At 50.3% G+C, this 11795-nt stretch carries 11 protein-coding genes; 10 read left to right on the plus strand and 1 reads right to left on the minus strand.

Annotated features, from left to right (window positions below):
* Window positions 1–149: 149 nt before the first annotated feature.
* The gene (locus BBD41_RS30480; protein WP_257790684.1) at window positions 150–272 is read right to left on the minus strand and encodes a hypothetical protein; all 123 of its coding nucleotides are present in this window, start codon (window positions 270–272) and stop codon (window positions 150–152) included.
* Between the two features lie 226 nt (window positions 273–498).
* Here BBD41_RS30480 and BBD41_RS17225 point away from each other — a divergent pair, with 226 nt between their 5' ends.
* The 10 genes from BBD41_RS17225 (at window position 499) to BBD41_RS17270 (ending at window position 11792) form a co-directional block, all read left to right on the plus strand.
* The gene (locus BBD41_RS17225) at window positions 499–1440 is read left to right on the plus strand and encodes an ABC transporter ATP-binding protein (RefSeq protein WP_099478331.1); all 942 of its coding nucleotides are present in this window, start codon (window positions 499–501) and stop codon (window positions 1438–1440) included.
* Complete coding sequence (locus tag BBD41_RS17230) at window positions 1433–2188, plus strand: ABC transporter permease (protein ID WP_077568329.1); 756 nt, start codon at window positions 1433–1435, stop codon at window positions 2186–2188. The genes BBD41_RS17225 and BBD41_RS17230 overlap by 8 nt, the downstream gene beginning before the upstream one ends.
* 51 nt (window positions 2189–2239) lie before the next feature.
* Window positions 2240–2605 carry a GntR family transcriptional regulator gene (locus BBD41_RS17235; protein ID WP_007132620.1) on the plus strand — a complete coding sequence of 122 codons (366 nt, stop codon included), beginning with the start codon at window positions 2240–2242 and terminating at the stop codon, window positions 2603–2605.
* A gap of 25 nt (window positions 2606–2630) precedes the next feature.
* A complete protein-coding gene (locus BBD41_RS17240) occupies window positions 2631–3329 on the plus strand; it encodes an ABC transporter ATP-binding protein (protein ID WP_099478332.1) in 699 nt (232 codons plus the stop codon).
* Window position 3330: 1 nt separating this feature from the next.
* Complete coding sequence (locus BBD41_RS17245) at window positions 3331–4077, plus strand: hypothetical protein (RefSeq protein WP_077568326.1); 747 nt, start codon at window positions 3331–3333, stop codon at window positions 4075–4077.
* A gap of 362 nt (window positions 4078–4439) precedes the next feature.
* The gene (locus tag BBD41_RS17250; protein WP_099478333.1) at window positions 4440–5432 is read left to right on the plus strand and encodes a LacI family DNA-binding transcriptional regulator; all 993 of its coding nucleotides are present in this window, start codon (window positions 4440–4442) and stop codon (window positions 5430–5432) included.
* A 111-nt stretch (window positions 5433–5543) separates the two neighbouring features.
* Entirely contained in the window at window positions 5544–6968 is a 1425-nt protein-coding gene (locus BBD41_RS17255; RefSeq protein ID WP_077568324.1) for an extracellular solute-binding protein, read from the plus strand.
* Between the two features lie 32 nt (window positions 6969–7000).
* Window positions 7001–9958, plus strand: coding sequence for an extracellular solute-binding protein (locus BBD41_RS17260; RefSeq protein ID WP_099478334.1), 2958 nt, complete (start codon window positions 7001–7003; stop codon window positions 9956–9958).
* On the plus strand, window positions 9948–10907 hold the full coding sequence (locus tag BBD41_RS17265; RefSeq protein ID WP_099478335.1) for a carbohydrate ABC transporter permease: 960 nt from the start codon (window positions 9948–9950) through the stop codon (window positions 10905–10907). The genes BBD41_RS17260 and BBD41_RS17265 overlap by 11 nt, the downstream gene beginning before the upstream one ends.
* Before the next feature lie 12 nt (window positions 10908–10919).
* Window positions 10920–11792 (plus strand): carbohydrate ABC transporter permease, encoded by an 873-nt coding sequence (locus BBD41_RS17270; protein WP_099478336.1) that lies wholly within the window; start codon window positions 10920–10922, stop codon window positions 11790–11792.
* Window positions 11793–11795 lie beyond the last annotated feature (3 nt).

The following is an 11795-nucleotide window of genomic DNA, read 5'->3' on the forward strand; positions in this document are numbered from 1 at the left end:
AGGATGGCCAACCGGCCTTCGCTAGCCAATTGGGAGTACGAGTAAGCGTTGCTTGTTGCTGTTGACCGTCTCTAATAAACGCCAGTGTATTTCTTCGCCAGGCTGCACGGCCGTTACGATTCCCTCCAACTCATCCTACTGCCGTATATTCATCTTATCACGCTTACAATGATATCGCCTACCTCAAGAATGCCGTCTGCCGACGCGCCTGGAACGATTTCCACGACCTTGACACCCTCCATGCCGTTTGCCTGATATGTATAATGATTCATACAAATCCAGCTGGTTCAGAAGGTGGACCTGTAAATATCACCCCTGCGGTATCCCAACTCCATCCAAGTCCATAACCCAAAAATGATACATATATCTATCTCCTCGAAGTTACTTTCCGCCATTTCGATCTCAATCCTTTTCATTTTTTTCTTATCCGGGCTTTACAATACCAATATCTTAGTGTACTATTCAACTATAACACTGATACAAAAGAGGAGTGGAACCATGGTCGGAACGAATACAACTCCCGTTCTATCCGTAAACGGAGTTACCAAGACGATCGGTCGTCGAAATATTGTAGATGGCCTTACCTTTGATATACATCACGGAGAAATCGTAGGCTTGCTCGGTCCTAACGGCGCCGGTAAGACAACAACGATCCGGATGATTGTCGGTCTGATTGAGATGTCCCGCGGGGACGTGCTGGTGCAAGGGCATAGTATTAAGGGAGACTTTGTGAAGGCGATTCGTCATATCGGAGGCATTATCGAGAATCCTGAATTTTATCCGTATATGAGCGGCTATGACAATCTGAGACAATACCAGCGTATGTCTGACGGCGTAAGCATCACAAGAATTATGGAGATCGTTAAGCTGGTCGGGCTTCAGGATGCGATTCACAAGAAGGTCCGTGCCTATTCCCTCGGGATGCGCCAGCGATTAGGCATCGCTCAGGCTCTTCTGCACAACCCATCGATATTGATTCTGGATGAACCCACAAACGGTCTGGACCCGGCAGGGATCCGCGAAATGCGTGATTATCTGAAGCGAATTGCCCGCGAAGAAGGAATTGCGATTCTTGTATCCAGTCACCTGCTGTCCGAGATGGAGCTGATGTGCAGCCGTGTCGTTGTCATTCAGGAGGGGAAACTCGTGACGGAGCGAGCGATCGGCCAGGCCGGGGAGAACGAAGAGCTGTCTACCGTAACGCTTCGCGTCAATGATCTTGAACTCGCCGAACAGACTGCCTTGAGACTGGATGGTCTGACTCGGATCGGTTCGATCCCGGATGAAGGAGCTTTGACTGTTCGATTGAAGGAAGAGGATATTCCCGATCTGATATCCGCACTGTGTAACGCGCGGGTGCGCATTTATCGGGTTGAGGAGCACAAGTCATCGCTCGAGGATGAATTCTTGAAATGGACGGGAGGAAACCGCATTGCGTAGCTTTGGAAACCTAGTATGGAACGAATGGCTCAAAATGTTCAAGAAACGCAGCTTCTTTTTGCCTTATCTGCTGCTGGCAGGCGCTGTCATTCTCGTTGCCGTGATGCTGTATAACTTCTCCGGTGGAGACAACGGCTACGGATTTGCGGAGATGGCCGTCTCCACCAGAGGGATGGGCCAAATGCTGACGCTGCTTGCGGTCGTCGTAACCGCAGGGACGGTGGCGAAGGAGCACAGCATGGGAACGATCAAGCTGCTGCTGATCCGCGCACAAAGCCGGACCAAAATTTTGGCTTCGAAATATACGGCCATTCTAATTTATGTAGTAACCCTTGTAGCGTTTATGCTAGCTGTGTCAGTGCTAACTGGTCAGATTACCTTCGGCATGGAGAACGGCTCGGCTACGCTTAATGATGTCCTGCAGGGGTCCCTGTACAATCTCGTTTATACAGTTGTATACGTAACCTTGACGTTTATGGTAGGCATCCTAACCCGGTCGTCGGGAGCTGCCATCGGCATCGGCATGTTTTCGGTCATTGTGGAGAGCATGGTGGTACAACTACTCGCACGTTACAGCTGGTCGAAGTATCTGCTGTTCCTGAATGTGGATCTGTCCATGTACAGCGGAGGCGGGTCCTCGCCGGTCCCTGGCATGAGCTTAGCATTTTCCATTACTGTGCTCGCTGCCTATCTTCTCTTGTTTCTCGGAGCAGGCTTTGTTACGTTTAAAAAACGGGATGTCGCTTAGTAGAGAAAGCCAAGAAGACCGAGATGAGCGGCGGAAAGGAGTTACCGGACAGTGAGTATTGAATTTGACAATAATCTGCCGATCTATTTGCAAATCATGACCTATCTGAAGAAACAGATCATTATCGGCAATCTTCAGCCTGGAGATAAAATTCCATCAGTGCGGGAGCTCGCAGCCGAGCTCCAGATCAATCCGAACACGGTGCAGCGAACTTTTCAGGAATTGGAGCGTGAGGGTATTGTGGAGACGCGGCGGGGATTGGGCCGATATGTGACAAGCGAGGAATCGAAAATTATGACCATTAAGAAAGAGATGGCCGGCGAGCTGCTGGAGCGGTTCATTCGCGGCATGCAGGAGCTGGGCTTTAAGGATCAGGACATCGTCAGCATCGTTGAAGATGCCGTGAAAGAACCTTGATGATTACAAGTGAGGTGGAGCGAACATGGAGAATCTGCTGCAAGCCCGCAATATAAGCAAAGTTTATGGCGGAGGGCGAAAGGCGCTGCACGACGTATCCTTAAGCATCGGCAGCGGTAAAATCATCGGACTGCTGGGTACGAACGGAAGCGGGAAGAGCACCTTCATGAAAATCGCCGCTGGCCTGATGCAGCCTTCGAAGGGAAGCATGGAAATTGCGGGCATGCCGGTCGGCCTTGAAACGAAGGCGGAGGTTTCCTTTATGCCGGACCGCCCGTTGACCGAGGACTGGATGAAGGTATCGGATGCGATTGAATACTTCCGGGATTTCTACGCTGATTTTGACCCGGATAAAGCTCGCAGCATGCTGGAATTCATGAAGTTGAACCCGGAGGACCGGGTAAGCGCCCTCTCCAAGGGGATGAACGAGCGGCTGCAGCTGACGCTGGCACTATCCCGAAATGCCAAGCTGTATATGCTTGACGAGCCGATCGGCGGGGTCGACCCTGTAGCCCGGGGCAAAATTTTGGACGCCATCGTCAAATTCTACAATGAGGACAGCAGCATCATCATATCCACGCATTTGGTCAGCGATATCGAGCGGATATTTGATGAAGTCATCTTTATTCGGGACGGAGAGATCGTCATGCATGACGAGGTGGAGAACATCCGAATTAAACATGGCAAGAGCATAGATGAGATGTTTAAAGAGGTGTATGCATAACATGATGAGATTGCTGAAATACGACTGGAAGAGAAATGCGACGACGCTGTTGGGGGCCCTCGCGGTGCTGTTGATTGTGCAGGTTCTCATTACGGTAACCGGATCGATAAGGCACTGGGAACCGGGCATTATGATGATGCTGAGCATGCTGGCCTACGGTTCTGCAGGCGTGCTGCTCCTCGTAGTTACCTGCAAGAACTTCGCCAGCAACATTAAAGCATACCACCGCAGATTGCTTCCCGTCCGCTCGGTATGGAGCATTGTGTCATCCCTGGTCCTCGCATGCGCAACGCTGCTGGTGCTGTCTGTTTTGATGATTGCCCATGCATGGCTATATTGGAGGACGTCCGGTTTGCCATGGGAAGCGCTCCATTTATCCGAATTGCCGATCTGGTACTATGTGGCGAGCGTTTTATCGGGGGTATGGCAGTTCATCTTTTTAATGATTACGATCTTCTTTGCGATTACCGTATCCCGGAGCATTACGAAAAAAGGCAGCGTCTGGATCGGCATCCTGGTATTCTTCGGGCTGCATTATCTGCTCGGTTGGATGAATCATCTGCTCTTTGGAACGGAGGATCCGTGGATCGGGCCTGCAGCTACGATTCAGTTCGGGAACGAAACCAGCGTGAACGTATCGCCTGGGGAGTACGCGTCCGTTTGGGGCGGGCTTGCATTTGAATTCGTCATAGCAGCGCTGATCGTCTATGCGACCGCATATCTGATAGATCGTAAAGTTGAAGTGTAACGAATCATAAAGCTTAACCTTTGGGGAAACTGCCGTCATGGCGGTTTCCTCTTTTTGTGCCTGGAGATTAATGTCGGTGTCCAAACTCCGAGGCAGGTTGTCGGATAGAGGTTAATATACGATTCGTTTCACTAAAGTTTCACCTCTTGTTCACCCCGGCAATAAAATCGACGGATTGTCCGTGTGGATTCGCATAAGCCTTGGCATACAAGCCTTTATGCGAGAATTCAAGCGTGTACGAAAATTTATTAAAGCGGTTACAAAAAAATCTTGACGATGTCATTTTTCTCCATTATGATATCGGTAAGTGAAACGTTTCAACTGATAAATATAAGTTTGAGAGAAGAGAAGGAGTTACGTGAATGGCAACTATGAAGGATGTAGCCAAAGCGGCGGGGGTGTCCTTGTCGACTGCATCTTACGCGATCAACGGCAGCAGCAAGATCAGCGAAGCGACTAGAGCGAAGGTTATCGAAGCGGCCAAACAGCTGAATTATCAAAAGAACGGTTTGGCAACTGACCTGAAGCGGAGCAGCACGAAGACGATTGCGCTGATTTTAAGCGACATGTCCGGTCCGTATTATTCGGAGTTGATCCGAGGGGTGCAGGAAGTCGCGCTCGAGAACGGTTACGACCTTATTGCCTGCAGTTCGTTCGGCGGCAGCGAATCGACCGCGATCAAATTTCTGAGGGAGAAGCGCGTAGACGGCGTCATCATCTCGGAACACAATCTACATGATGAAGCGATTTTGCAATCCGCACGCAAAGGCTTCCCGATCGTCGTTCTTGACCGGTACCTCAAGGGCGATTATATCTACAATGTTCTTGTCGATAACGAGAAAGGCGGTTATATGGCGACGGAGCTGCTGATCAAGAATGGCTGCAAGCAAATCGCGTATATCAGCAGTTCAAGCAATTCCTACGATCACAAGCTTCGTTACAAAGGGTATTTGCAAGCTTTAAGCGATTACAATCTTGAATGCACATCCAACTTGAATATCAACGGAAGATTTACGATTGATGGCGGCTATATGGCAACGAAATTGCTGATCGGCCAGCGCAAGCTCCCGGATGCGATTTTTTATGCGAACGACGAAATGGCCGCAGGCGGGATTAAAGCTTTTCAAGAGGCAGGTATTCGGGTTCCTGACGATATTTCGATCGTCGGCTTCGACGATATTTTCCTCGCCGAGCACATGAACCCGCCGCTCACGACAATCCGTCAGCCTAAGTACGAGATCGGCTCGCTAGCCGCCCACCTGATTATGCAGCTATTGGACGGCCGCGAGCTCGAGCATGAGTATGTGCTGCCGACGGAGCTGGTCGTGCGAAGATCATGCAAGCTTCGCTATTAAGCCTTCGCCGAAGCCAAAGTGAAAGCGTTGCCATTAGGGAATGAAGCGCCGTACGCATTTCACGGAAGGCGATGGAAGATAAACAACAATAATCAAAAGAGAGGGATCAGTATGAAGAAAACCGTTGTATTCGCTCTTATTCTTACGCTGCTGGTCGCACTGTTAAGCGGTTGTTCGTCGAGCAAGACCGACAACGCAACGGAGCCGAACCAAGGGCAGAACCAGGAACAAACGAATAAGCCTGGCGATGATGCAAATGTCGGCTCGGGCGAGAAGATTGTGATCAATTATGTGAACTGGAACCTCGGCACCGAAGCCGAAAACAACATTGAAAGAAAAATGATCGCGGCGTTCGAAGAAGCTCATCCGAACATCGATATCCAGCTGGACGAATCGTTCGACTATTCGAAATACGGCGATTCCCTGGCGGCTGCAGCGGCTGCGGGCAAATTGCCCGACGTCATGATGCTTCCGAACATTCCGTTCGGCTTGACGAACGAATGGCTGCTCAACCTTGAGACAATCGCTGCATCCGATCCGGAGTGGGCAAACATTCCGAAGGCGCTCGAGAACGCCACGCATTACGGCAGCGGAATCTACGCAGTTCCTGCGGGGATGTTCTTCCAGGGTTACTTCATCAATCAAGACTTGTTTGAGCAAGCTAACCTGCCGGAGCTGAACTATTCCCCGACTTGGGATGAGTTCCTGAGCGCGGTAAAAACGCTGAACAATCCTTCGGAAGACGTTCTCGGATTGTCCGAAGCGGTCCAAATTCCGGACTGGTACCCGGCCTCCGTGAATTCGAAGCTCGGCTGGTTTACATGGGACGGACAGCAGTATCACTTGAACGACCCGGTGTTTATTGAAGGCGTGAACAAGGCGAAGGAAATTATGCAGGGCAAATACACGTTCGACAGCCTGTCCGAAGACGAAAAAGCGAAGTACAATGCCACCTGGCACGGCGACGTGTGGAATCAAGGAAAGGTTGCAGTCCGGTGGGAAGGCACATGGGCAACGAAGGATTTCAGCAATCTGAACTTCAAATCCAAGTTTATCGGCATCCCTGGCGGCAAATTTATTTTGATCGGCGATTTCATCGGTATTTCGAAGAGCACCGAGCACCAACAAGAAGCATACGAATTCGCTAAATATATGACGTTCGGCAAAGACGGCATTTTGAAGCGTATGGAGCTGAACACGGACGGTTCCTATACATCCCTGCCGATGACGACGGACCAAAGCATCCTTGATCAATATTTCGCTAACGGCGGCTATGAAGGATTGAAGGAGGCTTACGATAACATCGACAACGCGATTTTGGAGGGCGTCAAGTTCATTCCGGGCGTTGTAAGATCCAGATGGGAAGCGCCAACCGGCGTCAAAGTCGGTGATAAGGAAAACGCCAACCTCGGCGATTTGATTCTTGACAGCATTAAGGGAGGTACGAAGATCGAAGATTACGCGGAACAAATCAATAAGCTTGCGAACGATGAATACAAGGCAGCAGCCGACGCAATCTCCGCTTTGACGCAGTAACCTAAGACCGGTGGCCAGAGGAGGTAGAATCCATGTTAAGGCGTAGAGGAGCCAAGATCACCTTCAGCTTGATCTTGATTGGAATCATCATGATCTCAGGCATTAGCGGCTTCATTAGCAGAGGGAATGGTGATGCCGATTCCAATTCCAATATGGTCAATAACCGCAATTCTGCCTCTCTGGATCAAAGGGAGAAAGAAGGAATGATTCCGGCCGACGGGGGATCCTTCAGGATCGCCCCCTCCCGTTTTATAGCCGATTCCAACTTACCGATTCTTGCCAGAGAGGCTGCCTACGGTTACCATGACGGCGCGATTCACCTGAAGAAGGGCGACTCCTTCGCAGCCGAAATTGAAGTTCCGAAGGAAGGCGAGTATACCCTGTCATTCGATTATTTTATTCTTGCCGAAGGATTGCAATCCACGGAGTACAGCATTCAAGTAAACGGAAAATCCCCTGCTCTGGAAGCCAATCGATTTGTTCTCCCGCCGCTTTGGAAAAGCAACACGGATACGTTTCCGAAGGACCGCTACGGGAACGAAGTGATGCCGACGCAGGTGAGGGCGGACGAGTGGCAGACGATTGAATTCGCGGATCCGAACCGGATGAATCCGGAGCCGATTAAGATCAAGCTGAACAAAGGGAAAAACATCATTAAATTTACTTTAATGAACGGAGAATTGTTAAGCGGCAGCATTACCGTTGCAACTCCGGCTGCATTGCCGTCGTATGCGCAATATGCCGCACAGCACATCGATAAGACAGAAGCGAAGTCGGCGATGATTGTGAAGGAAGCGGAAAAACCCGATTTCAAAAACGATACGACGATCAACCCGCTGCCAAGCAGAAACTTGGGAGTAAGCCCTTATGCGACGAACCTGCTGCTGCTCAACACGCTTGGCGGAAAAACATGGGATATATCGGGCCAAACGGTTTATTACGACATCCTTGTGGAAAAGGACGGCCTGTACCAAATCGGCGTTAAATATAAGCAAGAGGACAAACCAAATTCCCGAGTGTTCCGAACCTTTACGATCGACGGGCATATTCCCTTCGAGGAAGCGAAGCATTATCCTTTCGAGTATTCGACCTCGTGGAAGACCGAAGTGCTGCAAGGAGATGAAGGCCCTTATCTGTTTTATTTAAGCAAAGGAAAGCACCGGATCGGGATTATGGCGGATGCGAGCCCGTATTACGATGTGATGCAATTGCTGCAGCAATCCATTAAACAGACCAACGATCTGACATTGGAAATCCGCAAATTAGTGGGCAACGACGTGGATCAGAATCGGGAGTGGGAGATTACGGAGCACTTTCCGACTATTCAGGGAGATCTACTTGATATAGCGAAAGCGCTTAATCAAGAATATGAGAAGGCGGTCATGCTGAACGGCGGCGTAGACAGCTCCAAGGGCCTGACTGCAATGAAGATGGCAGTCGGGAGCCTGGAGAAGCTGGCGGCCGAGCCGAACCAGATTCCGCGTAAGCTGAATGAGCTGAACGGCGGGGCAGGTTCCGTGACGCAGAACTTGTCGAATGCGATCACCGATTTGGAAATGCAGCCGCTAACGGTAGACCAATTGTACATTTCGAACAAAGACGCTTCTTATCCGGAGCACAAAGCCTCCTGGATCAACTCCGTATATGAAAGCACCAAGCAATTCTTCCATACGTTCCGGTCGCCGAAACGGCAGGACAACGACGATGGAGTAACGTTGAACGTCTGGATGAACCGGCCTAGAAACTATATGGAGCTCCTGCAGCGAATGGTGGACGAACAGTTTACGCCGAAGACGGGCATCAAGGTGAATTTCTCGACATTGCCTAACGAGCAGCGGCTTACGCTTGCCGCCTCATCCAGCATTGCCCCGGACCTGGCTCTCGGTATCAGCAACAATATCCCATTCGATTTGGGCTTCCGGGGCGCAGCGCTCGATCTCAAGCAATTTGACGACTTCGGCCAAGTGATCGAGCCGTTCTCGCCCGGGGCGCTGCTGCCGCTCATCGTGAATGACGAAGTATACGGTGTTCCTGAAACGCAAGATTTTTACGTACTGTTCTATCGGAAGGATATATTGGATTCGCTCAACATTCCTGTGCCCGATACATGGGACGACGTCATCGAAATCATGCCGGAGCTGCAGCGGTATGGCATGAATTTCTATTCGCCGATCGCCGGCGCGACGGGAATGAAGCCGTTCATGGCTACCGCGCCTTTCATTTATCAAGCGGGCGGGGATATATTCGGAAAGGACGCCTTTGAGACGGGAATCGACAGCAAGGAGTCGCTGAAAGGCATAGAGCTGATGACGAATTTGTTCAAGCTGTATGGTTTGCAGATGCAGGTGCCCGTATTTTATGAGCACTTCCGTTCCGGAAAAATGCCTCTGGGCGTCAGCAATTTCGCTACGTATATCCAAATGCAAGTGGCGGCCCCCGAGCTGAAGGGCTCGTGGAAAATCGCTCCCGCGCCAGGGATTAAGCATAACGGGGTGACGGAACGATGGGAGCCGGGCTCGGCGCAAGTGTCCATGATCTTCAAGAGCACCAAGCATCCCGACGAAGCCTGGCAATTTTTAAAATGGTGGATTTCAACGGAGACCCAGGTGCACTTTGCAAACCAGCTGCAAACGTTGTACGGCAAAGAATATTTGTGGAATACCGCAAATAACGAAGCCTTCTCCCAGCTGTATTGGCCGGAGGAAGACAAACAGGTCGTTCTGGAGCAGTGGAAGTGGCTCAAGGAAGTGCCTAAGTCGCCGAGCGCCTATTTAATCGAACGCGAATTGAGCAATATTTGGACCAAGGTTGTATTCGATGGGGGAAATATCCGTTCGGCCGTGGAAGACGCAGTGAACGAGATCGACAAGGAAACGGCAAGAAAGATGGAAGAATTCGGATATATGAACCAGGGCAAGGTTGTCGCTCCTTACCGTATCGCAACAATCGAGGATGTAGAAAGTTGGGTGAGAGGAAGAGATGGAAACTAAGTCCGATGCAGCGGCGCTGCCGCGAATCGACGGGACGCCGAAGCCCCGCAGCAAGTTTAAGAAATGGAGAGAAAAGGAAGGCTCCGCCTACCTTTTCCTCGCTCCCTATTTATTGCTTTTCTTTGTCTTTATCGTGCTTCCCGTCATATTTGCGGTCGGGCTCTCCTTCACAAGCTTTAACGCGATTCAAATGCCGAAGTTTATGGGGCTCAAAAATTATATCGATCTATTTATGAGAGACAGCGTGTTCATGCAGTACGTCTTGCCGAACACCTTGAAGTTTTCGCTCATCGTCGGCCCGATCTCGTATATTTTATCGTTCCTCCTCGCTTGGATGCTGGCGCAAATTCAGCGCGGTCCGAGAACGGTGCTCGCCTTGCTCATCTATTCGCCTTCCCTTACGATGGGTGTCGCGATGGCAGTCGTATGGAAGACGATATTCAGCGGAGACCCGACGGGCTATATTAACAGCTTGCTGATTCGCAACGGCTTCATCACGCAGCCGATCCAATGGCTTCAATCGCCCGAGTATTTGCTGCCGATCATGATGGTCGTGACGATTTGGAGCAGTATGGGCATCGGGTTTTTGGCGATGCTCGCAGGCGTCTTGAACATCAATTCGGAGATGTATGAGGCGGGATATATCGACGGGATATCGAACCGCTTTCAAGAAATCGTTCATATTACGATTCCGTCCATGAAGCCGCAAATGCTGTTCGGTGCCGTCATGGCGGTCGTTAACACATTTCAAGCAGGGCTCATCGGGGTTCAGCTGTCGGGCACGAACCCGACGCCGTCGTATGCCGGACAGTTGATCGTCAATCACATTGAGGATTACGGCTTCATCCGCTACGAGATGGGTTATGCTTCGGCCATTTCCACCGTTCTTCTCTTGGTTATTTGGCTTTGCTCGAAGATCGTATGGAAAATGTTCGCCGAGAAAGAGTAGGAGGGAACAAGTATGGCTTCATTTCAAGGAACAAAGATGAATCCGAGCCGATTTCATATCAGTCAGTTAAAGTTCTACCTGATTCTGGCTCCCCTCTCGGTTTTCATGGTGATGCCGATCATTTTTATATTTTCGCATTCGCTTAAACCGATGGACGAATTGTTTGCGTTTCCCCCGAGGTTTTTCGTTCAAAATCCGACGATGGATAACTTTCGGTTCCTGTTGTCGACATTTACGGTTTCCGGCATACCGGTCAGCCGCTATATATTCAACAGCGTCGTCATTACGGTCGTGACGGTGTTCGCGACAATTTATATCAGCGCAGCAGCCGGATACGCCTTCTCAAAGAAAAATTTTAAGCTGAAGAACATGCTGTTTTCGATTAATACGCTTGCGCTCATGTTTGTTCCGGTCGCCGTTTCCATTCCGAGGTACTTCCTCGTCGTCAAGCTCGGATTGATCAATGACTTCTCGGTTAATATTCTTCCGCTCTTGGCGATGCCTGTCGGCTTGTTTCTATTGAAGCAGTTTATTGACCAAATCCCGAATGAGCTGATAGAGGCTGCCCAGATTGACGGGGCGAACGACTTTACGATCTTCCGGAAAATCATCATTCCGATGACGATGCCGGCGATCGCCACGATTGCAATCCTGGCGTTCCAGCTCAGCTGGAACAGCATAGAGCCGGCGACGCTGTACGTCAATGACGAGGAATTGAAGAACTTTGCTTATTATATGTCGACCTTTACGGCGACCAACAATGAAGTGGCGGGCCAAGGGATTTCCGCGGCGGCCGCGCTCATCATGTTTATCCCGAATTTACTGATCTTTATCTTTATGCAAAGCCGGGTTATGAATACGATGGCTCATTCCGGTCTGAAATAGGTG

The sequence above is a fragment of the Paenibacillus ihbetae genome (genome assembly GCF_002741055.1).
GTDB lineage: Bacteria > Bacillota > Bacilli > Paenibacillales > Paenibacillaceae > Paenibacillus_AQ > Paenibacillus_AQ ihbetae.

Bases quoted from the DNA above. Each gene is read 5' to 3' on its own strand.
- BBD41_RS17265 (WP_099478335.1), top strand. From the start codon at position 9,948: ATGGAAACTAAGTCCGATGCAGCGGCGCTGCCGCGAATCGACGGGACG.
- BBD41_RS17240 (WP_099478332.1), top strand. From the start codon at position 2,631: ATGGAGAATCTGCTGCAAGCCCGCAATATAAGCAAAGTTTATGGCGGA.
- BBD41_RS17245 (WP_077568326.1), top strand. From the start codon at position 3,331: ATGATGAGATTGCTGAAATACGACTGGAAGAGAAATGCGACGACGCTG.
- BBD41_RS17270 (WP_099478336.1), top strand. From the start codon at position 10,920: ATGGCTTCATTTCAAGGAACAAAGATGAATCCGAGCCGATTTCATATC.
- BBD41_RS30480 (WP_257790684.1), bottom strand. From the start codon at position 272: ATGAATCATTATACATATCAGGCAAACGGCATGGAGGGTGTCAAGGTC.
- BBD41_RS17250 (WP_099478333.1), top strand. From the start codon at position 4,440: ATGGCAACTATGAAGGATGTAGCCAAAGCGGCGGGGGTGTCCTTGTCG.
- BBD41_RS17260 (WP_099478334.1), top strand. From the start codon at position 7,001: ATGTTAAGGCGTAGAGGAGCCAAGATCACCTTCAGCTTGATCTTGATT.
- BBD41_RS17225 (WP_099478331.1), top strand. From the start codon at position 499: ATGGTCGGAACGAATACAACTCCCGTTCTATCCGTAAACGGAGTTACC.
- BBD41_RS17255 (WP_077568324.1), top strand. From the start codon at position 5,544: ATGAAGAAAACCGTTGTATTCGCTCTTATTCTTACGCTGCTGGTCGCA.